29 protein-coding genes are annotated in these 26,011 nt (G+C 65.9%); 2 read left to right on the top strand and 27 right to left on the bottom strand.

The window, feature by feature from the left end; all coding sequences use genetic code 11:
• Nucleotides 1-8: 8 nt before the first annotated feature.
• The 6 genes from ACZ1JW_RS03545 to ACZ1JW_RS03520 are packed head-to-tail and all read right to left on the bottom strand — an operon-like array spanning nt 9 to nt 5,354.
• Nucleotides 9-380 carry a response regulator gene (locus ACZ1JW_RS03545; protein ID WP_465124856.1) on the bottom strand — a complete coding sequence of 124 codons (372 nt, stop codon included), beginning with the start codon at nt 378-380 and terminating at the stop codon, nt 9-11.
• Nucleotides 381-403: 23 nt separating this feature from the next.
• Nucleotides 404-961: a chemotaxis protein CheD gene (locus tag ACZ1JW_RS03540; protein WP_465124857.1), complete on the bottom strand. Its 558-nt coding sequence runs from the start codon at nt 959-961 to the stop codon at nt 404-406.
• Nucleotide 962: 1 nt separating this feature from the next.
• Nucleotides 963-2,018 (bottom strand): protein-glutamate methylesterase/protein-glutamine glutaminase, encoded by a 1,056-nt coding sequence (locus ACZ1JW_RS03535; RefSeq protein ID WP_465124858.1) that lies wholly within the window; start codon nt 2,016-2,018, stop codon nt 963-965.
• Nucleotides 2,015-2,884 (bottom strand): CheR family methyltransferase, encoded by an 870-nt coding sequence (locus ACZ1JW_RS03530; RefSeq protein ID WP_465141971.1) that lies wholly within the window; start codon nt 2,882-2,884, stop codon nt 2,015-2,017. The genes ACZ1JW_RS03535 and ACZ1JW_RS03530 overlap by 4 nt, the downstream gene beginning before the upstream one ends.
• Nucleotides 2,881-5,097 carry a chemotaxis protein CheA gene (locus ACZ1JW_RS03525; protein WP_465124860.1) on the bottom strand — a complete coding sequence of 739 codons (2,217 nt, stop codon included), beginning with the start codon at nt 5,095-5,097 and terminating at the stop codon, nt 2,881-2,883. The genes ACZ1JW_RS03530 and ACZ1JW_RS03525 overlap by 4 nt, the downstream gene beginning before the upstream one ends.
• Complete coding sequence (locus ACZ1JW_RS03520) at nt 5,094-5,354, bottom strand: chemotaxis protein CheX (RefSeq protein WP_465141970.1); 261 nt, start codon at nt 5,352-5,354, stop codon at nt 5,094-5,096. Before ACZ1JW_RS03520 ends, ACZ1JW_RS03525 begins: the two co-directional genes overlap by 4 nt.
• Before the next feature lie 203 nt (nt 5,355-5,557).
• On the opposite strand from ACZ1JW_RS03520, the gene ACZ1JW_RS03515 reads away from it, so the two are divergent.
• Nucleotides 5,558-6,586, top strand: a complete 1,029-nt coding sequence (locus ACZ1JW_RS03515) for a chemotaxis protein CheB (RefSeq protein WP_465124862.1) — start codon at nt 5,558-5,560, stop codon at nt 6,584-6,586.
• Between the two features lie 105 nt (nt 6,587-6,691).
• Here ACZ1JW_RS03515 and ACZ1JW_RS03510 read toward each other — a convergent pair whose 3' ends face one another.
• The 18 genes from ACZ1JW_RS03510 to ACZ1JW_RS03425 are packed head-to-tail and all read right to left on the bottom strand — an operon-like array spanning nt 6,692 to nt 21,712.
• Complete coding sequence (locus ACZ1JW_RS03510) at nt 6,692-7,075, bottom strand: flagellar export chaperone FliS (RefSeq protein WP_465124863.1); 384 nt, start codon at nt 7,073-7,075, stop codon at nt 6,692-6,694.
• A 1-nt stretch (nt 7,076) separates the two neighbouring features.
• The gene (gene fliD, locus ACZ1JW_RS03505) at nt 7,077-8,519 is read right to left on the bottom strand and encodes a flagellar filament capping protein FliD (protein ID WP_465141969.1); all 1,443 of its coding nucleotides are present in this window, start codon (nt 8,517-8,519) and stop codon (nt 7,077-7,079) included.
• A gap of 5 nt (nt 8,520-8,524) precedes the next feature.
• On the bottom strand, nt 8,525-9,688 hold the full coding sequence (locus ACZ1JW_RS03500; protein WP_465141968.1) for an EscU/YscU/HrcU family type III secretion system export apparatus switch protein: 1,164 nt from the start codon (nt 9,686-9,688) through the stop codon (nt 8,525-8,527).
• A 9-nt stretch (nt 9,689-9,697) separates the two neighbouring features.
• Nucleotides 9,698-10,471, bottom strand: coding sequence for a flagellar biosynthetic protein FliR (fliR, locus tag ACZ1JW_RS03495; RefSeq protein WP_465142722.1), 774 nt, complete (start codon nt 10,469-10,471; stop codon nt 9,698-9,700).
• Nucleotides 10,472-10,481: 10 nt separating this feature from the next.
• Nucleotides 10,482-10,757 (bottom strand): flagellar biosynthetic protein FliQ, encoded by a 276-nt coding sequence (locus ACZ1JW_RS03490; RefSeq protein ID WP_465141967.1) that lies wholly within the window; start codon nt 10,755-10,757, stop codon nt 10,482-10,484.
• A gap of 6 nt (nt 10,758-10,763) precedes the next feature.
• A complete protein-coding gene (gene fliP, locus ACZ1JW_RS03485; RefSeq protein ID WP_465142721.1) occupies nt 10,764-11,492 on the bottom strand; it encodes a flagellar type III secretion system pore protein FliP in 729 nt (242 codons plus the stop codon).
• 53 nt (nt 11,493-11,545) lie between these two features.
• A complete protein-coding gene (locus tag ACZ1JW_RS03480; protein ID WP_465141966.1) occupies nt 11,546-11,827 on the bottom strand; it encodes a flagellar biosynthetic protein FliO in 282 nt (93 codons plus the stop codon).
• Nucleotides 11,827-12,138 carry a flagellar motor switch protein FliN gene (gene fliN, locus ACZ1JW_RS03475; protein ID WP_465141965.1) on the bottom strand — a complete coding sequence of 104 codons (312 nt, stop codon included), beginning with the start codon at nt 12,136-12,138 and terminating at the stop codon, nt 11,827-11,829. Before fliN ends, ACZ1JW_RS03480 begins: the two co-directional genes overlap by 1 nt.
• A 23-nt stretch (nt 12,139-12,161) precedes the next feature.
• Nucleotides 12,162-13,049, bottom strand: coding sequence for a FliM/FliN family flagellar motor switch protein (locus ACZ1JW_RS03470; protein WP_465141964.1), 888 nt, complete (start codon nt 13,047-13,049; stop codon nt 12,162-12,164).
• A gap of 22 nt (nt 13,050-13,071) precedes the next feature.
• Nucleotides 13,072-13,671 carry a flagellar basal body-associated FliL family protein gene (locus tag ACZ1JW_RS03465; RefSeq protein ID WP_465124870.1) on the bottom strand — a complete coding sequence of 200 codons (600 nt, stop codon included), beginning with the start codon at nt 13,669-13,671 and terminating at the stop codon, nt 13,072-13,074.
• A gap of 30 nt (nt 13,672-13,701) precedes the next feature.
• The gene (locus tag ACZ1JW_RS03460; protein ID WP_465141963.1) at nt 13,702-14,952 is read right to left on the bottom strand and encodes a hypothetical protein; all 1,251 of its coding nucleotides are present in this window, start codon (nt 14,950-14,952) and stop codon (nt 13,702-13,704) included.
• Nucleotides 14,953-14,985: 33 nt separating this feature from the next.
• Complete coding sequence (locus tag ACZ1JW_RS03455; RefSeq protein ID WP_465141962.1) at nt 14,986-15,420, bottom strand: hypothetical protein; 435 nt, start codon at nt 15,418-15,420, stop codon at nt 14,986-14,988.
• Complete coding sequence (locus ACZ1JW_RS03450) at nt 15,417-16,730, bottom strand: FliI/YscN family ATPase (RefSeq protein WP_465142720.1); 1,314 nt, start codon at nt 16,728-16,730, stop codon at nt 15,417-15,419. Before ACZ1JW_RS03450 ends, ACZ1JW_RS03455 begins: the two co-directional genes overlap by 4 nt.
• A gap of 17 nt (nt 16,731-16,747) precedes the next feature.
• Entirely contained in the window at nt 16,748-17,359 is a 612-nt protein-coding gene (locus ACZ1JW_RS03445) for a FliH/SctL family protein (protein WP_465141961.1), read from the bottom strand.
• Entirely contained in the window at nt 17,352-18,371 is a 1,020-nt protein-coding gene (gene fliG, locus ACZ1JW_RS03440; RefSeq protein ID WP_465141960.1) for a flagellar motor switch protein FliG, read from the bottom strand. The genes ACZ1JW_RS03445 and fliG overlap by 8 nt, the downstream gene beginning before the upstream one ends.
• A complete protein-coding gene (gene fliF, locus ACZ1JW_RS03435; RefSeq protein WP_465141959.1) occupies nt 18,368-20,074 on the bottom strand; it encodes a flagellar basal-body MS-ring/collar protein FliF in 1,707 nt (568 codons plus the stop codon). The genes fliG and fliF overlap by 4 nt, the downstream gene beginning before the upstream one ends.
• Nucleotides 20,075-20,078: 4 nt before the next feature.
• On the bottom strand, nt 20,079-20,447 hold the full coding sequence (gene fliE, locus ACZ1JW_RS03430) for a flagellar hook-basal body complex protein FliE (protein ID WP_465141958.1): 369 nt from the start codon (nt 20,445-20,447) through the stop codon (nt 20,079-20,081).
• A complete protein-coding gene (locus ACZ1JW_RS03425) occupies nt 20,444-21,712 on the bottom strand; it encodes a sigma-54 interaction domain-containing protein (protein WP_465141957.1) in 1,269 nt (422 codons plus the stop codon). Before ACZ1JW_RS03425 ends, fliE begins: the two co-directional genes overlap by 4 nt.
• A gap of 237 nt (nt 21,713-21,949) precedes the next feature.
• Here ACZ1JW_RS03425 and ACZ1JW_RS03420 point away from each other — a divergent pair, with 237 nt between their 5' ends.
• Nucleotides 21,950-22,759: a flagellin N-terminal helical domain-containing protein gene (locus tag ACZ1JW_RS03420; RefSeq protein ID WP_465124878.1), complete on the top strand. Its 810-nt coding sequence runs from the start codon at nt 21,950-21,952 to the stop codon at nt 22,757-22,759.
• Nucleotides 22,760-22,906: 147 nt separating this feature from the next.
• On the opposite strand, the gene ACZ1JW_RS03415 is transcribed toward ACZ1JW_RS03420, so the two are convergent.
• From ACZ1JW_RS03415 to motA, 3 genes are all read right to left on the bottom strand, one after another.
• Entirely contained in the window at nt 22,907-24,142 is a 1,236-nt protein-coding gene (locus ACZ1JW_RS03415) for a S8 family serine peptidase (RefSeq protein WP_465141956.1), read from the bottom strand.
• A gap of 144 nt (nt 24,143-24,286) precedes the next feature.
• A complete protein-coding gene (locus ACZ1JW_RS03410) occupies nt 24,287-25,126 on the bottom strand; it encodes a flagellar motor protein MotB (RefSeq protein WP_465124880.1) in 840 nt (279 codons plus the stop codon).
• Nucleotides 25,127-25,129: 3 nt separating this feature from the next.
• Complete coding sequence (motA, locus tag ACZ1JW_RS03405; protein ID WP_465124881.1) at nt 25,130-25,993, bottom strand: flagellar motor stator protein MotA; 864 nt, start codon at nt 25,991-25,993, stop codon at nt 25,130-25,132.
• Nucleotides 25,994-26,011 lie beyond the last annotated feature (18 nt).

Genomic DNA, 26,011 nt, shown 5'->3' with positions numbered 1-26,011 from the left:
AAGAGATATCAGTGGGCTACGCGCCGGACAGCGGCGACGAGCTTTTCGGGATCGAAAGGCTTGACGATCCAGCCCGTAGCCCCCGCCGCGCGGGCACGGGCCTTCTTCTCGTCCGAGCTTTCGGTGGTGAGGACGAGGATCGGACGGTCGCGGTGGCGGCTGCCCTCGCGCAGGCGTTCGATAAGGCCGAAGCCGTCGAGGCGGGGCATGTTGATGTCGGTAATGACGACATCGACCTCGTTCATCGCCAGCCAGTCGAGTGCGGCCATGCCGTCCTCGGCCTGCGCCACGTCGAAGCCGTGGCCGGACAGGGCGTGATTGAGGAGGGCCCGCATGGACGGGCTGTCGTCTACAGTAAGGATCCGGGTGGTGTTGCTCATGGGATGGGCTCGCTTCTCGAAGATCAGAACAGTTCGACGTCGCCGCGGTCCACGGCCGGGCGTTGCGTGGGTTGGACGGGGGGCGCGAACCGGTCTTCCACCGTGCGGAGGCGGACCTGGCCCGATGCCGGGCGGAAATCGACGCGGCGGGCATTGGTGCCGCCCAGATCCTCGCGCATCAGGGCAATGCCTTCGCGCCGGAGGAATTCGCGCGCGAACTCGGCATTCATCGTGCCGATGCGCATCATGTTGCGGTTGACGTTGGCGCCGCCATAGAGGTGCGCCTTGAGGTTGGCCTTGCGCGCGCCGCGGCTGAGCATCTGGTTGACCAGCAGTTCCATCAGATAGACGCCGTAATGCTCGTCGACCTGCGCGCCGGGAACATTGGCGGGCGGTTCTGACAGCAGAAAGTGATTCATGCCGCCGACGTGGGCCGCTGGATCGAAGAGGCAGGTGGCGACGCAGGAGCCGAGCACGGTCGAATACTCGACCGAAGCACTGGCGCTGGCAAGCGCCTGTCCCTGCATCACGGTGATGCGGTCGAGCGGCGGGGTGCCGGGGATGGGGAGTTCAGCACTCATCTCATGCGGCCTTGCTGAAGGCGTGGCGAGCGATGGCGCCCAGAGGAGCGACGATGCGCGCAGCGCCGAGGTTGATCGCAGCGCGGGGCATGCCGAAGACGGTGCAGGTGGCCTCGTCCTGCGCGATGGTGCGCGCGCCCTTCTGCGCCATGGCGAGCAGGCCCTGCGCGCCGTCTGCGCCCATGCCCGTCAGCAGGATGCCGACCGCGCGGGCACCGACGACCTCGGCAACCGAGGCGAACAGCACGTCGACGCTCGGCAGGTGGCCGGAGACCGGCGGACCGCTGCGGAGCTTGCAGTGGTAGGAGGCGCTGCCGCCAAGCGAGAGATGGCGTTCGTCGCCGGGTGCGAGGTAGACGTGGCCGTCCTTGAGCGGCATGTCGGGCTCGGCAACGAGGATGCGCGGCGGGCATGACTGGTCGAGCGTGCGCGCGACAGCCGGGGCGAAACGGGCGTTGATGTGCTGGACGATGACAGTTGGCGGGCAATCCGCCGGGAAGCCTGCCAGCACCGTCTGCAGTGCCTCGACCCCGCCGGTGGACGAGCCGATGGCGATCAGGGCGGGGCGGTCAGCCAGAAGGGTGCGCGCTTCGTTGGCGACAGTGCTCGCGGGGCGGGGTGCCGGACGGCTGGCCTGATGGTTCGATTGCGCGGCGCGGGGGGGGAACTGCACCTTGGCCGCCTCGCGGATCATCTGGGCGAGCTTGCCGGCATCGTCGAGGCCGGTGCCGCCGCCCGACTTGGCGTAGCAATCGACCGCGCCCAGTGCGAGCGCACGGGCGGTCATCTCGTTGCCCTGCTGGGTCGAGCCGGAGACAATGATCACCGGGGTGGGGCGCAGTTCCATGATCTTGGCGAGGAAATCCAGGCCGTTCATGCCGGGCATCTCGATATCGAGCGTGACCACGTCGGGGTCCAGCTCGCGGATCATCTGGCGCCCTTCGGCGGCATTGGCGGCAGCGGCCACGACTTCGATGTCGGGCTCCTTGCTCAGCCGATTGGTGAGGATCGCGCGCATGGTTGGCGAATCCTCGACGATGACGACGCGAATGGTCATGCGGCCCTCTTGCGGTAGATGGTGGGACCCTGGGTGGAAAGCAGATCGAGCGCCGGGCCGGTGACGCGTTCGGAATGGCCGATGTAGAGCCAGCCTCCGGGCGCGAGCTTTTCGGCAAAGCGCGCAACGAGGCGCTCCTTGGTCGGGCCATCGAAATAGATCATCACGTTGCGGCAGAAGATCGTGTCGAACTGGCCCTGCATCGGCCATTCGCCGAGCAGGTTGAGAATGCGGAAGCGCGCGATCTGCTGGACTTCCGGCGCGATCACGGTCTCATCGCCCGAACTGCGCGTCCATGCCCGGCGCAAGCCTTCGGGCACGGGCTTGAGGTCTTCGCTGCGATAGGTTGCGGCACGGGCCTTGTTCACCGCGTGGGTGGCGATGTCGCTGGCGAGCAGGCGCAGGTCCTTGCGGGCGATGGCGGTGCCTTGCGAGGTATCCTCGCCGAGCAGGGTCATCAGCAGCGACCAGGTTTCCTCGCCGCTGGAGCAACCGGCCGACCAGAGGCGGACCTTGCCGCCGCGCTGGAGGCGGTCGAGGTAGCCGGGGCGGACGTCGCGGGCGAAATGCTCGAAGTGGTGGGCCTCGCGGTAGAAGAAGGTGTGGTTGGTGGTCAGCGCGCAGATCGCCCTCTGGCGCTCTGCCGCGTCCTCGCGGATGCGCATGACATAGGCACCGAAGGTGGAGCAGCCTGATTCACGGACCAGCGGGGAGATGCGCGAATAGACCAGCATGGCCTTGCCGGCAGCCAGCACGATACCGGCCTCGGCATGGGCGATTTCCGAGATGGCGCGGAAATCCGCCTCGTCGAACACCCCGGGGCTGACCCCGGGCATCGACGCATCGAGCGCGTCCATCAGGCTCATGCGGCTTCGGCCAGATTGGCGGCAGCATTGCCTGCAGAAGCGAGACTGCGCGAGACGAGGCTGTCGACATCGACGATCAGCGCCACTCGGCCATCGCCGAGGATGGTAGCCCCCGCGACGCCCTCGACCGAGCGGTAATGGGTGTCGAGGCTCTTGATCACGACCTGGCGCTGGTCGCAGATCGCATCGACCATCAGCGCGGCCCGGCCTGCGCCTTCGGTCTCGACCACGATCAGCACGGCCTCGCGCGGATCGCTGACAGCCCGGGCGGCACCGACCGACTGGGCCAGCGAGATCACCGGGATGAAGCGGCCCCGCACGTTGATCATGCTGCGGTTTGCGCCCAACCCTTGCACTTCATGCGGTTCGGGACGCAGGCTCTCGACCACGTTGGCGAGCGGGACGACGAGCGTCTGGTCGCCGACATTGACGACCATGCCGTCGGAAATCGCGAGGGTGAGCGGCAAGGTGAGGGTGAAGGTGGTGCCTTTGCCGGGCTCGGAATCGATGGTGATGCGCCCGCCCAGGTCCTTCACGTTCTGGCGCACGACATCCATCCCGACGCCGCGGCCCGAGATGTTCGAGACCTGCTGCGCGGTCGAGAAGCCCGGCGCGAAGATCAGCAGGTCGATCTCCTCCTTGGACAGGATGGTGTCGGCGGTGACGAGACCCTTCTCGATCGCCTTGGCGAGCACGCGCTCGCGGTCGATGCCCTTTCCGTCGTCGGCGATGCGGATGAGGATGCGGCCCGAGCGGTGCTCTGCCGAGAGGGTGAGCGTGCCCTCCGCGGTCTTGCCGGCAGCGATGCGCTCGTCGGCCGGTTCGATGCCGTGATCGACCGCGTTGCGGATCAGGTGGGTCAGCGGCTCGCCGAGGCGTTCGATCACGGTCTTGTCGAGTTCGGTGCTTTCGCCCGAGACTTCGAGGCGGACGTGCTTGCCGGTGGAGGAGGCCAGTTCGCGCAGGATGCGCGGCACGCGGCTGAATACCGAGCCGATCGGCTGGGCGCGGATGGCCATGGCCGATTCCTGGATGTCGCGGGTCAGGCCTTCGATCATCGCCATTTCCTCTGCAACGGCGAGACCTTGTCCGGCAAGTCGCTGTGCCATCATCGCCTGGGCAATGACCAGCTCGCCCACGGCATCGATCAGCTTGTCGAGCTTGTTCAGCTCGATGCGTATCGACTGGCCGGGTGCAGGAGGGGCGGGCGGCGCGGAGCCATTTGCGGGGGGAGGGGCAGCGCGTGCGCTTTCGCCATCGCTGGGCTTGACGGCTGCAACCGGGACGGATGGCGCAGCCGCAGCGGGCACGGGATCTGCCGCGGCGATGACGGGTGTCGGCGCCGGTGGAGCCACTTCGCGATGCTGCACAGGGGGCATCTCTGCGTCCGCACCCAATGCGAGCGAGCAATCGTCGCCGACGAAGTCGAAGACATCGCGCACGCTGGCTTCGCTGACATCGGCGGGAAAGCTGAAGGTCCAGCCGAGGTAGCCGGTGCCGGTATCGAAGGAATCGAGCGGGGGCACCGACGATACGTCGCAGACCTCGCAGCGGCCGCCGAGGTCGCTCATTTCGCGCAGCATGAGCAGGGGCTCGCTGCCGTTGCGCATGGCACCGGAATGCGGGCGCAGGCGAACGCTCCAGCGAGCTGGTGCGGGGGCGGCCTCGGTGGCATCTGCCTCGGGCTGAATCTCGCCGGAGATATCGTCGAGCAGGGCATCGAGATCGAGGTCGAAATCGAAGTCGTCCGACGAGCTTTCCGGTTCCGGAGACGTGGCGGCGACGGGTTCGGGCGGCGGCGCGACTGCGGGCGCAGGCGCAGGGGCCGCACCGGCATTGGCAGCCATCGAGGCGGTCAGTTCCGCCAGCAGGGCGCCGTCTTCGGGTGGCTCGCCGCCGTCCCGCGCAGCGGTAACGTGATCGCTCAGCGTATCGAGTGCGCGCAGGAGCAGGTCGGTGAGCGGTTCGGTGATGGCAACGGTGCCGTCGCGCACATCGGACAGCAGCGTCTCGAAGACATGGGTGAAACCCTGGAGCGCGACATAGCCGAACGCGCCCGCACCGCCCTTGATCGAGTGGACGCCGCGGAACACGGCGTTGACCGTGTCGCTGTCCTGCGTGCCTTCGCGGCAGGCGGCGAGGCCCTGCTCGGCGGCGGCGAGCGATTCTTCGCATTCGGCGAAGAAGATCGCCTGAATTTCTTCGGCGGTCATGCGATCACTCCGGAGAACAGTTCGTCGGTCAGACCGGTGAGCGCGGCAACGTCTTCCAGTGCGCGCGAGGGCAGGATCACTGCGCCTTCGCCGGTCTGGCGGGCGCTGACGAGGAGCTGCAGCATGGCCTGGCCGATCTGCTGGCACTCGCGCGCGTCTATCTGCAGGGCACCGGACCCCAGTGCCGCGATCATTTCCGGCAGCAGGGCTTCGGCAGCGGCGCGATCGCAGCGGGCTGGCAAGGTGATCGACGTCATGGAGATGCTCTTCCTCCGGCTCGTTTGGACCGGACCGACAGGACCGGCGCGGCAACAGGCTTTCCGGAATAGAGCAGGAGCGGAAAGGCAGGCTTTCGCGGGGCCTACGGTGAGATACGTAAGGCATGGCACAGGAATTGATCGGTGCTTCGCGCGTAGGACGGATGCAGGCCAAACAATGCCTTTGGAAGGTTCCGTTCAACATGAATGAAGCACGCGTTCTGGTTGTCGATGATTCCGCAGCGATGCGGGCACTCTTTTCCGACATTCTCGACCAGTCGAAGAACGTGACCGTGATCGGCGCGGCAGCGAATGCTGCAGAGGCACGCGAGCAGATCAAGGAACTGCGCCCGAACGTGGTCACGCTGGACGTTGAAATGCCCGGCATGAGCGGGATCGAGTTTCTGGAGGAGATCATGGGCAGCAATCCGCTGCCGGTGGTCATGCTCTCGAGCCTTACGCAAGCGGGCACCGAGACCTCGCTCAAGGCCTACGAGCTGGGCGCGGTAGAGTGCTTCCCCAAGCCATTGAAGGCAACGCCCGAGCAGTTCAGCAAGACCGTGGGCAAGCTTGGCAAGATCGTTCTGGCCGCGGCCAACAGCAACGTCAAGGACCGCAAGGCCCCGCGCGAGCGCAAGGTGGCCGATACCAACTTCGAATGGAACGGGCACATCCTTGCGATGTCGGCCTCGATGGGCGGCATCGACGCGCTGACGCAGCTTCTGGAGGATTTCCCCGAGAAGTGCCCGCCAACCGTCATCGCGCTCAATGCCGAACCTGGCATCGTCGAAACGTTCATCAAGCGCATGGAAAGCGAACTGAAGTGCTCGGTCAAAGCGGCAAAGGATGGCACGCCGCTGACCCAGGGTTCGATCCACATTGCCTACGATCCCGATCGCCACATGGTGATCGAGCCGGGCAGCCCGGCCAAGCTGCGCCTGATCGACCGCGATCCGGTGGAGGGAATGCGGCCTTCGGCAAACCTGCTGTTCGGATCGATCGCGCGTGGTTCGGTACCAGCGGCAGGTGCGGTGCTGACCGGCATGGGCGCCGATGGGGCCAAGGGCCTCAAGCTGATGCGCGACAGCGGCTGCAAGACATTCGCGCAGGATCGCAAGAGCGCGCTGGTATCCGAAGCGCCGGGTGCTGCGATCGATGCCGGGGCTGCGGAAAGCGAGCTCGATCTTGACGATCTTGGCACAGCGCTGATCGCGGCGTGCAGCATGGGATAGGTTCGACCCTGGAGTTCCCCCGCGTGCACGTCCCCTGCGCGCGAGGGAAACAAGCCCGGAGCCAGCAGTGGCCCCGGGCTTTTCCTGTTTCGATATTGCGTGAGTTCAGGCCGCTATGCTGCGCAGCATTGCTTCGCGTATCTCGCTGAAATCCTGACGGATCGTACGGAGCGTGTCGGCATCGAAGCGCGTCACGCAATCGAGGATCGCGTTGCGTGCAGACTGGTAGAGCTGGACCAGCGCGGCAGCGGTGGGGTTTGACACGTCCACGCCCATCTGCAGCGCGGTCAGCGCGGAAACGGCGCGGGTGAGCGCGGCGCTCTTGGCCGCGTTGTCCTGGCGCTCGTGCGCATGAATCGCGCGGCCGACAGAGCCAATGACCTGCTCGAGGCACAGATCGACAAGCTGGCGCGAATCCGCACCGCGTACGCGAGCGTCGAAATCGACGCGGCGGTAGGCTTCGGACGGGTCCTTGCGATGGTGCAGCATGTCAGTTCTTGCCCGATGCGTTCCAGGCGTCGATCTGCGCCTGTAGGAAGGTAAGCGTGGATTGCGAGCCGCTGACGCGGGTGTTCATCGATGCGAAGCGCGAAACCAGCTGCTGGCGCAGCGCTTCCTGCTTCTCGGTCAGGTCCGATGTCTTCTCGGTCGCACTCTTCTGCAGTGCTGTGTAGCGCGTGATCGAGCTGCCGAGCGAGATGCCGGTGGTCGAGGATGCCGCGCGGGCAATCTTGTCGACCGTGGCGAAGACGCCGAAGATGCCGGTGGTCCACATCGCGCCCGCTTCCTGCGGGCTGGCCTTCAGCGTGTTCGAAAGACGCGTGCTGTCGAGGCTGAAAGTGCCGTCGCGCTCGATCTTGAGCCCGAGGTCGGCAAGGGTCGAAGGTTTGCCATCGGCAGCGTTGGGCATGATCTTCGTGCCCGGAAGTGCGGTCAGCGCGGTGCGCAGGGCGCGGGCACCGGGATCGTTGTTGAGCTCGCCGCTGGTCTTGTCCGTCGCGGTGTTGAGCTGCGAGACGACCTCGTTCAGTGCGTCGACCAGATCGGTCATCGCCGTGCTGATGCCGCCGGACGGATCGCTGAAGCTGATCGTCGCGGGATTGTCGATGTTGGTTGCGGTCAGCTTCATGCTGAGGCCGGGAACGATGTCGTTCACGGTATTGCTCTTCGACGTATAGCCGATCCCGTCGATGTTGAAGGCCGCGTCCGATGCCGTGGCCTTGAGGCGCGTGCCTGCGCTTGCCGGGGTCCATGCGAGATCGGCAAGAGCCTCTCCGCCGACATCGGGGGTGGTCTCGATGACGAAGCCGTTGGCCGCGCCTTCCTGGCCCTTGAGCACGATCTGCGCGCCCGCAGAGCCATTGGCCACATACGCCGTAACGCCTGTGTTCGCGTTGTTGATCGCGGTGGCAACGTCGGCCAGCGTCGCGCCCTTGGGGATCGCGATGTCCACCTGCGAGCGGCTGGCATCAGGGTTGAAACTTCCGCCCGACACCGTGCCGAAGCGCAGCGTCAGCGTACCCGAGCCGACCGTTGCGGTGGACGAGGCATAGGCGGGCGTCACCAGCTTCTGCGCATTGGCAAGGCTTGTGACTTCGAGACTGTAGGTGCCGCTGCCGGTTGCCGTGCCCTTGCTGACGCTGGCGACGCTGCCGGCCGAGATCGACGGGTTCACGGCAAGGTCGCCGGTGCGGATCAGCGAGCCGATCGAGGATGCCAGCGTGGTCATCAGCGACCGCAGGTTCGAAGCGCTGGAGATCTGCGCGGTGAGCTTGTCATTCCGGGCAGAAAGCTGATCGAGCCGCGCCGCGAACTGTGCGGCAGCAAGCTGTTCGGCAAGCTGCGCGGTGTTGATCCCGCTGCCTCCGCCCAGCGCCGAGACGATCTGCGCGGTGGCCGAAGTCGAGGCGGTCGATGAAGGAGTTGTTGCCATGGGACTTAGGACGGCCGCGCGGGTGCTGTCTTAAGGTCGATGACGGCTTCAGGACGCCCGTCTGCGTCGAACTGCATGTGGATCGGCAGGTCTATCGTGGGGAACTGGGGACTTTCGCCACGCTTTAGCGAAAGCACGAAGGCGAGAACCGAGGCGACGGCGGCGTAGAGGTCCTCGCGGATGATCTGGTTTTCGCGCGTGGTGAAATAGACCGAGCGGGCGAGCGGGGGGAATTCGAGCGTGGGGACGCCCAGTTCCGCCGCCAGTTCGCGCATCGCCAGCGCCTTTTCGCCACGGCCCTTGGCGAGCACGACTGGCGCGGGGGCAAGCTCGGGATCATAGACCATGGCAACCGAGAAGTGCGTCGGGTTGGTAATGACGAACTGCGCCTTCTGCATCGCCTGCTGCATCGCACCCATCGCCAGCTGGCGCTGCCTGCCCCGGATCGCGGCCTTCTTTTCGGGCGAGCCTTCGGCATCCTTGTGCTCGTCCTTGACCTCCTGCAGCGTCATGCGCAGGCGCAGGAAACGGCGCACCCACTGGATCGGGAAATCGACCAGCGCGATGACGATCAGGCCCGAGGCAAGCGCGAAGGCGAGGGATACGATGGTGTCCCATGCGGCGACGAGCTGGCCATGAATGCTGCCCTGGCCGAGGCCAACAATCCCGGCGATGCGGCCCGATGCCCAAGAATAGGCGATCGTGCCCAGCAGGATAAGCTTGGAGAGGCCCTTGGCGAGTTCGATCCACCCTTGCGCGCCAAACATGCGCTTGAGCCCCGAGAGCGGATTGATGCGCGAAGCCTTGGGGGCAAGGTTCGAGGGTATCCAGCGCCCGTCGGACAGGCCGATCTGGGAGAAGACTGAAGCGCCAAGGACCAGCGCGCCGAGCAGGAACAGGGGCGGGAGGACCGCGATCATTGCGCCGGTCAGCAGCTTGGCGGGGGCGAAGTCCTCGATGGCTGCGCGATCAAGCATGAACGAGGCGCGCAGGGTGTCCTGCATGGCGTCGAACATCCACGGCCCGGCAAACTTCAGCCAGACCGCGCCGACGAGCACGCCGATGGCCGTGGCGAGGTCCTTGGAGCGCAGGACGTCGCCGTTCTTCGCAGCGTCCTTCTTGCGCTTTTCTGTCGGGGCAAAGGACTTCTCGCCTTCCTGCTCGGCCATGCCCGCCTCCTATTTCAGGACCAGCGCGCCGGCGTTGGCGACGGCGGTGGCGGAGATGTCGACCATCACGTCGGTCAGCATCGGGGCGGCGGCGATCATCGCGGCAAGGCCTGCGAGCACGCCTGCGGGAAGGCCTAACGAGAACAGGTTGAGGCTGGGGGCAGAGCGGCTGATGATGCCGGTCGTAACCTGCACCAGCAGCAGGATCAGCGTGACGGGCAGGGCGATCAGGATCGCAGTCACGAACATCTGCGTGGCGAACTGGCCGATCAGGTCGATCCGGTTTGCCGCCAGCCACGAAGTGCCGGGCGGGAAGGTGCGGTAGCTGTCGACCAGCAGCGCGATCCAGTTGAGATGCGCCCCGGTGCCGAGGAAGATCACTGTCAGCACCACGGCGAAATATTGTCCCATCGCAGGCGAGTGCGTGCCGCTGACCGGGTCGGCCGTGGTAGCGATGGACATGCCCATGCCACCGCCGATCACTTCGGCGGCGAGTGTCGGGGCGGCGAAGGAGAGTTGCAGGGCAAAGCCCATCGCAAGGCCGATCAGCACTTCGTTGGCGGCAGACAGGATGCCGTTGATCGAAAGAAGTGCCGTCGGCGCTGCGACATCGGTCCAGCCACAGACCAGCAGGGCGATGGCGCCCGAGGCGACGATGCGGATCTGGTAGGGGACCGTTCCGGTGCCGAACAGCGGCGCTGCGAACATGGCGGCGGCGATGCGCGTCATCACGAACATCCAGCGCCAGAAGTCCGCCTCGAGCGCGCCGAAGCCGAAGTCCATCTGCAGCACGTCAGCTGTGCCCCGTCATGGCGATCTGGTCGAAGATCTCCTTGGTGAAATCGCCGATGAGGCCAAGCATGGCCGAGCCGAACAGCACCAGCACCAGCGCGGTCACAGCCAGCTTTGGTACGAAAGTCAGCGTCTGCTCGTTCACCGAAGTCGCCGCCTGGATCACGCCGACGACGAGGCCGACCGCGAGCGAGGCAATGAGGATCGGCGCGGCGACGAGCGCGGTGATCCAAAGCATCCGGTCAGCGAGCGCGAGGAGGGAAGCGGTGTCGTCCATTGCCGCTTACCCGAAGCTTGCCGCGAGGCTGCCCATCAGCAGCGCCCAGCCATCGACGAGGACGAAGAGCAGCAGCTTGAACGGGAGCGAGACGATTGTCGGGCTCATCATCATCATGCCAAGGCTCATCAGCACGGAGGACACGACAAGATCGATCACCAGAAACGGCAGGAACAGCATGAAGCCGATCTGGAACGCAGTCTTCAGCTCGCTGGTGACGTAGGCGGGGAGCAGGATCGAGTAGGGCACATCGGCGGGGCTGGCGAACTTGGGCGCCTTGGCCATTTCCGAGAACATGCGCAGGTCCGTCTCGCGGGTCTGGCGGATCATGAAGGCGTGGAATTCCCGGCCACCTGCCACGAAGGCCTGCTCCGCGCCGATCTGTCCGCTGGCATAGGGCTGGATCGCGTTTGCGTTCACCTTGTCGAGCGTGGGGCCCATGATGAACAGCGAGAGGAACAGCGACAGGCCGATCAGCACCTGATTGGGCGGCGATTGCTGCAGGCCCATGGCCTGACGCAGGATCGACAGCACCACCAGAACCCGGGTGAAGCTGGTCATCATCAGGATCAGCGAGGGCAGGATCGTCAGCAGCCCCATGATGAGCAGGAGCTGCAGCGACAGCGACAGCGACCCGCCGCTCTGCGCGCCTGCCATCTGGCCGAAGGCGCGATCCAATGCGCCCGAGATGGCGGCGGGCTGCTGGGCCGGGGCAGGGCCGGTGGCCTGTGCCATGGCGTAGTGCGGCAGTAGCATGAGCGCGGTCGCTGCCGTTGTCAGGAGCCGCCTCACTGGGCGTCCTTCGCTTCCGCCTTGGGCCGCGCGGGGGCTTCGGCGAGGCGGACTAGGCCGTTCTTGCCAGCGGATACGAGGATTTCGCGGCCGTGGAATTCCAGCACGGCAAGGCGCAGCGTCGGGGACAGCATCTGGGTTTCGATGATGCGGACCGACCTGGGCGCGCTCCCGGCCATGAATCGGCCTTCCATGCGCTTGGCGAACTTTAGACTGGCCCATACCAGGCCACCGATCAGCGGGAGCAGCACGAGCATTTTGAGGACGTACCAGAACATCAGGCACCGTCCCCACCCTTGGCGGGCTTCTTCGCGGGGGTGGCTGCAGGTACTTCCTCCGGCTCGCTTCCCGCAAGTTCGACGATCCTGAGGCCGAAGCGATCACCCTGCGCTACCACTTCGCCGCGCGCGATCAGCTTGCCGTTGACCATGACGTCGAGCAGTTCGTCGGTCATCCGGTCTAGCGTGACGACCGACTCCTCTGACAACGACAGTACGTCCCTGAGCTTCATCGCGGTGCGGCCAAGTTCTACGGTCAGGCGGACATCGACGTCCTTGAGGAAATCGAAACCGCGGGGCTGGAAGGTCATGTGCTGGTGGCCTCTTCGTGAAGTCAGGAAAGCTGGGTGATCTGGATGGCGACGCGATCATCGAGCGCGCCGATGGTGCCATGTGCGTAAGTCCTGGCTCCGACCTTGACCGGCACGTTGCGTGCGATGGGCACTGGCAGGACTTGCCCGACGCTCAGGGCCGAGACGGTGGCGAGCGGCAAACTCATGTCGACCAGCACGGCGGTGAGATCGATCGGCATGTCGGCAAAGGGTGCATCGGTCGGCTGGGCGGGGCCGCGCGCGGGCTTTGCCGGACGCTTGGCCTCGCCATGCGCGAACATCGCTGCCAGCGTGTCGAGCGGGAAAGCGAAGTTGATCGCCCAGGGCATGCGGCCCTGTTCCACAACGTTGAGCATGAGGCTGGCGACCGGCGTGGCATCGGGCATCGCCTGAAGCTGCGCCAAGCTGGCATCGCGCCGGATGCTGCGCACCGGGCCGCCCGCTCCGCCAAGCGACAAGGCAAGGCATGTGGCGAGCAGTTGCTCGATCCGGCCGATCATCAGGTCGGCGGAGAGCGGGAATTCCTTGGGCAGAGAGGAAGGCGTGTCGCCGGGGCCGCCGAAAGCGCGGTCGACCAGTCGCAGCACGTTCTCGCCCTCGATGCTGACCATGAACGGCGCGCTGCCGATCTGCATCAGGCTGTTGGCGGCAAGCCGCGGGATTTCCGAGCAGAAGTCGGCAAAGTCGGTCTGCATCGGCTTCATCGGATTGATCTGCGGTTCCGCCCCGCCGAGCAGCGGGATCAGCGCGCCTCGCACGGCCTTGGACAAGCGCTCGCTCATCCGGGCGAGTGCCGGGACGAGGTCCGCCGCGCTGGGGCCGGAACGCAGCAGGACCGGATCGTGCCGGGCAATGGCACGTTCGGCGATGAAGGCGCGTTCGGGTTTCATGGGAGTCTTGTGGCCTGAGCCATCACTGGACGATGAAGGACTTGAAGTAGACGTTGTCGACGCCGCCAAAGCCCTCGTTCTCGGTGAGGACCTTGTTGATCGCTGCGGTCAGGCGCTTTTGCAGGCGGCCCTTGCCTTCGGGGCTGATCACGTCTTCCTCTGGCGTATCGGCGATGGCGATGAGCAGGGCCGAGCGGATCGCCAGTTCGTGCTTCTTCATCCACAGCACCACGCGATAATCGCGGCGGGTGGAGGCCGAGACGTTGACCTGCAGCAGCGCGTCGGTGTTCTTGAGGTTGGAGGTGAAGTCCTCGGGGAAGTTGTAATAGACGGTGCGGAACTCGCTGCCGCCTTCTCCCTCGACGTTGGCCATTTCGCCTTCGCCCTCGCCTTCCTTGGCCTTGGGGGCATAGGGGTCTTCCTCGCCCTTGCGGATAAGCTTGGGGCTGTTGTCCTTCTTCTCCTCTTCGGCATGGCCGCCGCCGATGACTCCGGCCGCGACGAGGCCGAACACGCCCCCGCCGCCAACGCCGAGCAGGGCCACGGCGCCGATGACCTTGACCATCATGCCGCCGCCCTTCTTCTTCTTGGGCTTGTCGTCCTTGTCGCTCTTGTCACTCATGCGGGTTCTCTCGAAGTTCGGGGGTCAGGATCAGGCGTAGATGTCGCGCGTATCGCGGCCGGTGGAGGCCTGTTCGGCCGAGGCGTGGCGAGGCGCGGCGTTGGTGGCCGGACGCTGTCGGGCTTGCTCGTCCTGCGACTGCTGGCGCTGGCCTTCGCCCTGACTGGAGCGGGCGTCGGCTGAGGTCTGCTGGCGCGGAGCTTGCCCTGCAGTTTCGTTGCTTGCCGGTGAAGCATCGGCGGCGGCGCTGACCGCGCGGGCAAAGCCGGGGTCCGCGCTGCTCATGGCCACCGACAGCGCGTTGTACTCATCACGATCGAAGCGCAGCGAGACGCGACCGAACTCGGCATGACTGACCGAGGCGTGGATGGCGCGGGGCGATGCTTCTTCGCGGGCGCGGGCGAGAGTGTCGACCAGCGTGGCGAAGTCGACCTTTTCGGGCGCAGGCTGCGCGCGCGGGCTTGAAGCGGCCTGTGGTTCTGCCCGTGTTGGCTGGTCCGGGGTGAGCAGTCCGGTGACCTCGGGTTCGGTGGTTTCGGTTGTAAGCCTTTCGCTGAGCCTTGCCGGTTCGGCTGGCTGCGTTCGCGCAGCGAGCGTTGCCACGGTCGCAGGCGCGGCGGTTTCCGGCGCGGTGGGCTTGCGGGGCATAGGCGTCCGGCGAGGCGCTTCGGGCGAGGGGGACTCCACTGTGGTAAGGTCATCGATCTGGTCGACCGACCTGGTCTTGGTTGAAGGTTCTGTCGCATCGACTGGCTGGGCCAGTTCGATTTGGGCCTGCTTCGCCAGCGCGATTGTGGCCTGCTGCACGCTTGCGGGCATAGTGTTCGCAGGCGTTACTGGCTCTTGGTCGCGTTGCGTGGGTGCCGCAGTGGCCGGGCGATCCTGCGCAGTCGCGTTCGCTGGCGGCAAGCGGTCTGGCGCGGCGAAGATTGCCGACAGGAACGCCATATCGGGGAGGAGCATTTCGGGCTGAGGCGCTTCGGCGGGCAGTTCGGTCTCTGCCTCGTCGTCGCCCAAGACCTGTGCCCCCTTGATCTCTCCCGCAGCCAGCGGGCGGACGGCAGTGGTTGCCGGGTCCGGCAAAGTCTTGCCGCTTTCCGGCAAGGCGATTGCCGGGGCAGGGACCGTGGATTGCAGAGCAAGCATTGCGCCGAAGTCGGGCGTTGGCGTTGGTGGTGCCGCGGGATCGGCCAGGTCCGCCGTGATTTCCGGCATCACCGCCTGCATTGCGGGGGCGGGCTGAAGCCCCGTTGGCAAGGACGAGGCGGAAATGTCGAACATGGGCAGGCTCCGTAGCGAAGGCGTCAGCCCTGCCTATTCAAGGCCTGTGCCAGACCGCTTGGCCGAGGCGGCTGTAGGTATTGTTGCGGATTCGACCTTGCGGGCGATCAGCCGGGCCTGGGCCTCGGCGCGCTCCTCGACGGCAGCGCGGTGGCGCTCGGCTGCGGCGGCTTCCTGCGCCTTGGTATCGGCGATGCGCCGCGCGGCTTCGGCATCGGCGCGGGTTCCTGTGGCGATGCGATCAAGCCCGGCAACGAAGTGGTGCAACTGCTGGAGGCCGTGTGCATCACGCGCATCGGTTCGCGCAGCATAGTCGGCAGAGAGGCGCTGGGTGCGTTCGACGAGGCCCTGCAATTGCGCCAGCATGCCTTCGGCCTTGCCCGCTTCGGCCAGCGCGTTCTGGCGGGCAATGTCGCGGATGCGTTCGAGGCGCTTGAGCCGGGCCAGGCGCGCGCGCTCGGCCTTCACGGGCCGATCAGCCCGGTCAGCGCGGCAATGCTCTCAGCCATCGGCACGACCTCGCGCTGGGGCTGGCCGATGAAGCCGGACAGAGCCTCGTGCATGGCGATGGCGCGGTCGAGCTGCGGGTCCGCACCGGCGCGATAGGCCCCCATCAGCACAAGATCGCGGTTGGCTTCATATGCGGCAACCAGCGCGCGGAAGGTGCGGGCGGCGCGCTGGTGGTCGGGGCCGGTGATGTCGTTCATCACGCGGCTGATGGAGGCGGCGATATCAATGGCGGGGTACTGGCCGCGCTGGGCAAGATCGCGTGAAAGCACGATGTGGCCATCAAGGATCGAGCGGGCGGTATCGACCACCGGGTCGTCCTGATTGTCGCCATCGGCGAGGACTGTGTAGAGCCCGGTGACCGAGCCGCCGCTTTGCGCCGAATTGCCTGCGCGCTCGACCAGCTTGGTGATCGTGGCGAGCGCGGAGGGCGGATAGCCGCGAGCGGCGCCGGGTTCGCCCAGCAGCAGCGCGATCTCGCGACCGGCGTGGGCGACGCGGGTAAGGCTGTCCATGATCAGCAGCACGCGCTTTCCTTGCGCGCGGAAGTATTCGGCAAGGCTGGTGGCAAGCATCGCGCCCCGGATGCGCAAGTTGGGCGCGTGGTCGGCAGGGACAGCGACGATGACCGAGCGCTCGCGCTTCGAGCCCTGCATGTGCCGTTCGACGAAATCGGAAACTTCGCGCGCGCGTTCGCCGATCAGGCCGACGATGACGATTTCGGCGTCGGCCCCGTGGGAGATCATGTCGAGCAGCACCGATTTGCCGACGCCTGAGCCTGCCATGATGCCGATGCGCTGGCCGACGCCGAAGGTGGTGAGGGCATTGAGGGCGCGCACGCCGGTATCGAAGCTTTCGCGTACCGGCGAGCGGTCGAGCGCGGCGGCGCGCACGCCGCCTGCCGGCCATTCGCGGCGGCTGTGGATCGGGCCCATGCCGTCGATCGGCTTGCCCTCGCCGTCGATGGCACGGCCTAGAAAGGCCTCGCCAACCGGGAGCATGCCGGGGCGGCCTTCAGGGCGGACCCGCGCGCCGGGTCGGAGCAGGACCGGATCGCCGAGCAGCATCATCAGCGTGCGGCCATTGCGGAAGCCGACGGTCTCGGCGGTCAGCGAGCCGGTGCCATGGGCGATGCGGCATTGCGTTCCGATGGGCACGGAAAGCCCCGAAACTTCGAGCATCCCGCCGTCGCAGGCTGCGAGCAGGCCATAGCGCGAGGGGGTGAAGTCCGGTTCGCAAAGCGCGAGGGAATCGAGCGCGCGTTCGAACAGGGTGGGGGTGCTGGCCTTCAGCACTGGCGCAGCGCTTCGTTGATGGCACGGCGCCATTGTTCGGGGCCATCCTCCACGCCCCCTGCCGCGCCTTCCACGCGCAGCGCCCCGCGCTCCAGTCCGGCGTCAGGCTCGAAGTGCCAGTCCTCGGGCAGGCGCGCGGCGATCAGCGCGAGGTCTTCGGGATGCAGCCGGATTACGCGCTGGTCCTCTGCGCGGGCAAGCATGGCGGCTGCCACCTGAACGCGCCGGGTCAGGGCATCGGGATCGAGCGCGGCAGGCGCGATGGCTGCCTCGCACAACGCGATCACGGTTTCGCGCAGGCGATCCTCGAGTTCGGATTGCATGGCGGCGTCGAGCTTGCCGACGCCGAACTCGATGCGACTGCGCGCGGCGTCCTGTTCGGCGATCAACTGCGCGGCGGCCTCCTGCGCATCGCCGAGCCCCTTGGCATAGCCTTCGGCCCAGGCTTCGGCCACGGGATCGCGCGGCTCCGCCGGATCGTGCTCGACCGGCGTGGGTTCGGGCTCGGGAACGACAAGCTGGCGGAAGAAACGGCGGTCCCGTGCAAAGCCCGGCGAGGCATGTCCAAGATCCGCCAGCGAAACTGCGCGCAGGGCTTCAGACATAGTCGTCGTCGCCCGCGCCGAACACGATCACGCCTTCGGCCGAGAGGCGGCGGGCGGCGGTGACCATGGCCTTCTGCGCCTCTATCACTTCGGCCATCTTCATGCGGCCCCGCGCGGCGATTTCGTCGCGCACGCCATCGGCGGCACGGCTCGACATCGAGCGGAAGAACACATCGCGCTGGTCCTCGGGGATGCCCTTCAATGCGGCGATGAGCGCATCGCTGTCGACTTCGCGCAGGAGAGCGCCCATCGACTTGTCGTCGAGCGCGAAGAGGTGCTCGAACTTGAACATCTCGTTTTCGATCGCCTTGGCAAGCTGGCGGTCCTGCTTGGCGATCTCGGGCATGACCCGCTTTTCGACCGCGCGGACCGAGGCGTTGATGATGTCTGCCGCCTCGCGCGGGCCACCCATGGTGAGCGCGCCCGTACCATGGCATTCGCCGATCCGCCGGTTGAGCAGTTCGTCGAGCATGGCGATCGCCTCGGGCGCGACCGGGCCGAGCGAGGCGATGCGATGAACGACCTGCGGCTGAATCTCGTCGGGCAGGCCGTGGAGCACGGCGGCGGCAACCTCGGGATCGAGTTGCACGAGCAGCACGGCGATGGCCTGCGGATGTTCGTCGCGGATCAGCGGCACGATCACCTGCGGGGTCAGCCAGCGGGCGAGTTCGATGGTGGGGGTGCGCGAGGGATCGTCGGGCATGATGCGCTGCATCAGGCTGTCGGCCTTCACCTCGCCCACCGCCCGCGTCATCAGCGAACGCACTTGCCCGACCCGGTCATGTGCGATCAGGCCGAGCCGCTCGGTCTTTTCGACGAACCCGGCAATCGCCTGGGCAATGGCAACCGGGCCGATCTCGCCCAGCGCGCACATCTTCTCGCCGAGCAGGCGCAGTTCGGCAGGCTCCAGCTGCGCAAGGATCTGCGCGGCCTGATCGTCTTCCAGCAGCATGACCATCACGGCCGCGCGTTCGGGATCGGAAATGGCGGGGGCTTCCATCAGGTCGCTCATGCGCTGGCACCTTCCTCTTCAGGGGTCTTGAGCATCTGCTTGAGCGCAACCACCGCGCTGTCGGGCTTCTCGACGACAAGGCGCTGGGCAAGGCTGACCTGCCGTGCGAGCGCTTCGGCATCGACGACACCGGTCTGCGGGTCCTGCGCGGGCTGGATGGCCTGGGCCACTTCTTCGGGCGTGACGCTTTCGATGCTCTCTTCGGCGTCGCCATCGCCTTCATCATCATCATCATCGTCTGCGGCTTCGCCCTTTTTCCACTTCTTGAGCGGCTTGCCCTCCGCGCTGGCGGGCTCTCGTTTCAACGCCTTGATGAGCGGCCTCACGCCGAGCAGCAGGACCAGCAGCACCGCAATCAGGGCGACCGCGTTGCGCAGGATCGTGGCGAACCACGGCGTCTCCCAGAACGGCGCCGGGGTAACCTCGGCGGGCTTGAACGCGCGCACGGCCACGGCAACCTGATCGCCGCGCGTGGCATCGGCACCGACGGCAGCGCTGACCAGTTGCTTGATCTGCTCGATGTCCTGCGGCTTGGCCTTGGCCATGATCTCTGCACTGAGCGCGACCGCGACCGAGAGGCGCTTTATCTTGCCCGGCGTCTGGTTCGATACCGCAACTTCGCGACCCAGTTCATATGTGCGGGTCGAACTGGATTCGCCATTGGCTCCTGCAGGAGCAGCGGCGGTCGTCGGCGTGCCTTGCGGCGCTCCGGCCTGCGCGGTCGTGGCAGGTGGCGGCGTGTTGGCAGTGACACCGGGTACGCCTTGCGCCGTGGTTGCGCCTGCCTGTTGCGAGGCGCTCTGCGTTTCGGAGCGGACGACGCCCTGCTTGTCATAGCTTTCCCGGGCCGATGTCACCTGATCCATGTCCAGATCGAGCTGGATCTCGGACGAGAAGTTGCCCTCGCCGAGCATGGGGGTAAGCAACTGGGCAACCTGCTGGCGCAGCTTCTCTTCCATGCGCTGTTGCAGTTCGAGCCGGTCGCCATCGGGTCCGGATGGGTCAGACAGCAGTGCGCCGTGCTGGTCCACCACGCGCACCGCATCTATCGACAGACCGGGAACCGACCCTGCCACAAGATTGACGATCGCGCGGACCTGGCTTTCCGAAAGCTGCCGCCCGCGCTTCAGCTTGACCATAACCGAGGCCGAGGGCGGCACGTTCTCGCGCACGAACACCGATTTTTCCGCTTCGGCGAGGTGAACCCGTACGGCTTCGACGCCATCGATCTCCATCACCGTCAGTTCCAGCTCACGCTCGCGCGCGGCCTGCAGGCGCTGCCCTTCAAGGCCGCGGCTCGCGCCCATCGGCAGCTTGTCGAGCATCTGCGTGCCGGTTTCGGGCGTGGCGATGGCACCATCGGAAGCTGCGGCCATGCGCGCCTTGTAGAGATCGTCCTCGCTCACGGTGATCGCGCCGGTTGCGCTGTCGATCTGGTAGGGGATGCCCGCCTTTTCGAGGCTGGCGGTCACTTCGGCGCGCTCGCCGTCGGAAAGCTGGCTGTAGAGCATGCGCTGGGGCGCCGGGGCCATCGTCAGCCACAGTACGCCGGTCAGCCCTGCGGCAGATGCACCCGCGAACCACGGGATCATGCGCCGCACCGATGGCTGGGCGAGCATGGCTTTGGCCCGCGCGCCGATGCCTGTGCCAAGCGGATCGGTCAGTGAGACTGCGGGCGTGCCGGAAGGATTTGCCTCGGCCATTCAATCACACTCCCATCCGCATGATGTCCTGGTAGGCCGTCAGCAGCTTGTTGCGGACCTGCAGCGTCGCCTCGAAGGCAACGCCCGATTCCTGCCGGGCCAGCATGACCTTGGCGATGTCGACCGTCTCGCCGCGCTCATAGGCCTCGGTGATCGCGCTGGACTTCTGCTGCGCGGCATTGACGCTGTCGAGCGCGCCCTTGAGGCTTTCGGTGAAGCTCCCGGCGGGGCCGCTGGTGGCGCTGGCCGAAGTTGCGGTCTCGGGCGATCTGACCTGCTGGAGCAGCTGCGAGCGCTCCATGATCTGCTGGCGCAGGGCCATGATGTCCTGGATGCCGGAAGCCCGGCCGCCGATGCCGGAGATGCCGCTCATCGCCTGCCACCCATAGCACGACCGTTCACTTCGATCCCGGCATCACGGAAGCTGGCGAGGCGATAGCGCAAGGTCCGCTCTGAAATGCCAAGCTGGCGTGCTGCGGCAACGCGGCTGCCGTTGCAGGCTTCCAGCGTCGAAAGGATGGCCTTAGCCTCGGACATCTGGACGATGTTGGACAGCTTGGCATCGCTGGTTGGCACCACCGCCAGCGGTTCGTTGATCAGGCGGGCGGGCCGGTCGAACACGATGTGCTCCGCGCCGATCACCGCCGCGTTGCCTGCAAGGACAAGCGCGCGGCGCATGGCGTTCTCCAGTTCGCGCACATTTCCGGGCCAGGAGTGGGCGCCGAGCATGGCAAGCGCCTCGTCCGAGATCCACGGGCTGGCGGGCGAGTGACGCAGCGCCATGGCAAAGGCCAGCGGGGCAATGTCCTCGGGCCGCTCGCACAGCGCGCGCAGGGTCAGGGGGAAGACGTTGAGGCGGTAGTAAAGGTCGGCGCGGAAGCGGCCTTCCTCGACTTCGAGCGGCAGATCGCGGTTGGCGCAAGCGATCACGCGGACATCGACCTTGATCGGCTTGGTCGCGCCGAGCGGGACGACTTCGCCTTCCTGCAGCGCGCGCAGCAGCTTGGCCTGAAGAGTGAGAGGCATTTCGGCGATTTCGTCGAGCAGCAGGGTGCCGCCGTCAGCCGCGCGGAAGAAGCCTTCGCTGGCGGTATTGGCCCCGGTGAATGCCCCCTTCTGATGGCCGAACAGCAGCGCTTCGAGCATCGCTTCGGGCATGGCGGCGCAGTTGATCGCAACGAAGGGCTTGTCCTTGCGCGCCGAGCGCTCGTGGATGAAGCGGCTCAATACTTCCTTGCCGGTGCCGGTCGGGCCGTTGATCAGGACAGGAATGTCTGAGGCGGCAATCCGCGTGGCAAGGGCGAGGACGGACAGGCTCTCCGGGTCTGCTGCAATCGGCGCGCCGGGACGGGCGGCGCAGGCGAGCAGGGCGGCAAGGGCGGCCTCGCCTGCGCCATCGGCATAGCGCAGCGTTGCAATGCGGCTCCCCGCCTGCCGCTCGATCGCCGGCACTTGCGAGCGTTCCAGCAGGACGACCGGCTTGCGCGGGGCGAGGGTAGCGTTCTCGAAGGCATCGGCCAGCATGGCATCGCCCGGCTCGCCATAGCTCGACAGCACTGCCGCCGCGCGCTGGACCAGCGCCGGATGGGCTTTCGCCGCCGCTTCCGTGAACTGCAGTGCTCCGCAATCGCGAATCATTTCAAGACCCCTGTTAACCATTCCGTCCGAGGCCCTTGTTTCGCGCGAGACCGACAAACAGGTTGAAACTTTAAGGGATCGGGAATTGCTAAGGGCCAGTACCTAGGGGTGGCAGGCTTTTGCCGGGGGGTGGCTTAATTCCGGCGGCGCTTTGCCGGTCTTTGTTCCGACAGCCGTGTCGATCCTCTGACCGGCGGTCCTATCGGGAACGACACACCACCTACCGGAGAATGGAAAATGGCGGTTATCAATACCAACATCAGCGCCATCAAGGCTGCAAACTCGTCGACTTCGGCGAGCAAGATGCTCGGCACGGCGATGGAACGCCTGTCGACCGGCAAGCGCATCAACGGTGCCAAGGACGACGCCGCAGGCCTCGCCATCAGCACCACGATGACCTCGCAGATCAAGGGCATGGCCCAGGGCGTGCGCAATGCCAACGACGGCATCTCGCTGGCCCAGACGGCCGAAGGTGCGCTGAGCGAAGTGACCAACATGCTGCAGCGCGTGCGCGAGCTGGCGGTTCAGGCCAAGTCGGCGACCTATCAGGAATCCGACCGTGACTACATGAACACGGAAGTCCAGGAACTGCAGGACCAGATCAACGCGGTCCTCTCCGACACCAAGTTCAACGGCAACACCGTGTTCGACAGCGCCGCCGACAAGACCTTTGACATCCAGGTCGGTTCGGAAACCGCGACCACGGTGACGATCACCTCGAAGCAGATCAACACGGTCGCCTTCGACGTCAGCGGCACCGACGGCACCAACGCCGGCACGACCATCGACGATGTCGATACTGCGCTCGGCGAAGTGAACGCCGCCCGTGCGACCTTCGGTGCCGGCCAGAACCGTCTGGAATCGGTGGTGAACAACCTCAACGACAACATCACCAACCTGTCCGACGCCCGTTCGCGCATCCAGGACACCGACTATTCGGCGGAAACGACGCAGATGGCCAAGGCCCAGATCCTCTCGCAGGCTTCGACCGCGATGATCGCACAGGCCAACCAGAGCCAGCAGAACGTCCTCTCGCTGCTGCGCTAAGCCATGACATACGCCTGTCTCCACCAGGCGTGATCACGAGCCCGGCGGTTCTTGCGCGGACCGCCGGGCCTTCGTGCGTTCTCCGGTAACGAAGAAGGGCGGCTCCTTGCGGGGCCGCCCTTCGATTCGTTAACGATACTGGGATTTCTACTTCACCCCGATCGGGAAGCTCACGCCATTCGCAGCTGCCGTGGAAGTGCGTCCGTCGTTGCGCGGCCCACCGATGAGCACGAGTCCCGCAAGGTGCGGGGTGGCCATCGAAGTGCCCGATATCGTGTTGTAGCCACCGCTCAGCCAGGTCGACAGGATCGAAACGCCGGGCTCGGCAAAGTCGACTGGCGAGCCGAGTGCGGAGTAGTTCGAGAAGCTGGCGAAAGCATCGCTGCTGTTGACGGCGGCCACGGTGTAGATGTTCGGTCCCTGCGCGCGAGCGGGCGAATGCAGGTTCGCGTCCTCGCTTTCGTTGCCGGCTGCAAGTGCGAAGATGACGCCGCTGCTGTTCGAGGCGTTGATCACCGCCTGATCCAGAGCATCCGAGACCGGTCCGCCAAGGCTCATGTTGGCAACGTCGCCCGGCTTGCCGATCTTCGCGACGTAGTCGACGCCTGCGATAACCGCAGAGTATGCACCACTTCCACGGCGATCGAGCACGCGCACAGCAACGAGCAAGGCCCCGGGGGCAACGCCTACGACGCCTGCGCCGTTGATCTTGGCGGCGATCGTGCCGGCAACGTGGCTGCCGTGTCCGTTCAGGTCATTAGGCGACTTTTCACGCGCGACGAAGTTCTTGCTGTTGACCTTGTCGACGTTGAGATCGGGGTGGGTAAGGTCGATGCCGGTATCGATGACGAACGCGCGACCCGAAATCGGGTTTGCCGCGTTGCCACCGCCGACACGGGTAATACCCGCCGGGATCGTTTCGGTTGCCGAAGCATTCACGCCGCCACCTGCATTGGCAAGCGCATTGACCGGGTCGATCACCGTCGCGACCTGATCGGCCTCGCACTTTTCGATCTTCGGATTGTGGGCTGCGATCGCTGCTGCGTTCTGCGCCTTGGCGTTGATCGAGAAGCCCTGCAGGGCGACGGAATAGACATGGCCGACGCGGCCACCGGCCTTGCCGGCAACGCTGTTGGCTTCAGCCTGTTCGGAACCCCGGGTGACCGCGCCCTTGCGGAACACGCAGATCCAGCTGTCAGGAATTACGGCGCTTGCCGCCATGGCACTTGTCGTGGCCTGCGCGGAAGCCGGGGCTGAGGCGCCGGTTGCTGCCGGCAACAGGATCGCTCCGGACCCTGCAGTCTTGTTGCCACCTGCGGCGGCAAACACCATTCCGGCCAGCGCCAAGGCGGATACCGTGGCCAACGCTGCAATCTTCTTCATTGAATTCTTGCTCCCTGTCGTGCTGCGTGGCTCGGGCTTGTGGCCCGGCGCACCGCCACGCTCGCGACAGGCTGCCTTCATCCGGTTGCTGATGCAACCGGAAGATTCATCCAAAGTTTAAGAACCTGACCGGTCTTTCGTTAATCAGTAACTAAGCAGAATTGACATGCGCCGGTTGCGCGGGTCAGCCGGATCGTTCTGTACCAGCGGCTCACGGTCAGCCACGCCCTCAATGCGGCGGAAGCGCGCCTCGCCGATGCCTTGGCGCATCAGTGCCTGTCGCGTCGTCTCGGCGCGGCCGGCCGAAAGTGACCAGTTGTTGGCCACGCCGTTCTTCCACGGCAGCGAATCCGTGTGGCCACGAATGGTCAACTGGCTCGGCTCGGGTGCGATGGCCTGGCCGATCGCGCGCAGAAGTTCTGCTGCGTCGGGCGTCAGCACCGTGGTGCCGAGCAGGAACATCGAGAAATCGGCATCGTCCACCAGATCGAGGCGGATGCCTTCGGGCGTTTCGGTCATGCGCACCTGTCGCGCCAGCTTCTTGAGCTTTTCGGACTGGGCGAGCTTCTGCGCGATGCGCTCCTTCATCACTTGGCTGCGCTTGATCTTGCTGCCGCCTTCCTTGGGACCGCCGGTCGCATCGCGCGGGATCGAGATGGTCTTGTTGCCGGTCTGCCCGGCGCGGTGGGGGTAATCGTCGGCATCGGTCAGCGATGAGCCGCCGAGCACGCCATAGCCGCCCGCGCTGCCCTGCCGCACCTTGACCAGCGTGGGGGTGAAGTAGTCGGCGATGCCCTTGCGCTGTTTCTCCGTGGTCGCACCCAGCAGCCACATCAGCAGGAAGAACGCCATCATCGCGGTCACGAAGTCGGCATAGGCAACCTTCCACGCCCCGCCATGGTGGCCGCCTGCAATCACCGTGATCTTCTTGACGATGATCGGCTTGGGGGGCTCGTTCTTGCCCTTGGCGGGTGCCTTGGCCATCTTTTATCTTCCGCGCAGGGCGTCGAGCAGTTCCGACAGGCCGGGACGGAAGGCATGGCCCAACCCCGAGCGCGCGCTTTCGACGACCAGCGGCTGTGGCCAGCCATGCAGGCTGGCGATGATCACCTGCTTGACCGCCTGGAAGATCATCTCGTCCTGATCGAGCACCTGTTTGAGGCGGCCCGCAATCGGCGCGACGATGCCATAGGCCAGCAGCACGCCCATGAAGGTCCCGACCAGCGCCGAGCCGATCATCGCACCCAGGATCGAGGGCGGCTTGTCGATCGAGCCCATGGTCTTGACCACGCCAAGCACGGCCGCGACGATGCCGAGCGCGGGCAGAGCGTCGGCTAGGCCCTGCAGCGCATGCTGTGCCTCGGCCTCTTCGTGGAAGTGGGTCTTCATCGCGTGATCCATCACGTCCTCGACCGCGTGGACTTCAAGCGTTCCCGAGGAGACCACGATCAGGGTCAGCGTGTCGCAAATCAGCGAGACCAGCGCGGCATTGCCGAGGAGGCGGGGATATTCGGCGAAGATCGGGGAGTTCTTCGGGTCGGTCACGTGGCTTTCGAGCGCCACCGGGCCGTCGCTGCGCAGGATCTTCATCAGCTTGGTGCACAGCACGATCGCGTCGACATGATCCTGCTTGTTGTGCTGCGGCCCCTTGAAAACTTTCTTGAAACCGCCGCCGATGCCCTTCAGCTCGTGCATCGAGTTGCCGGTGACCACCGCGCCGAGCGCTGCGCCACCGATGATCAGCATTTCGTGAGGGATCGCATGCATCACCGGGCCGAGCGCGCCGCCGGTAATGGCAAAGCCGCCGAAGACCATGGCGAGCAGGATGACGATGCCGACGATCACGAACATTTGCAGCTATTCCCGGTA

It is taken from the genome of Novosphingobium sp. BL-A-28-Hi1-0D (assembly GCF_055521755.1).
This window is presented reverse-complemented; position numbering and strand designations above follow the sequence as displayed.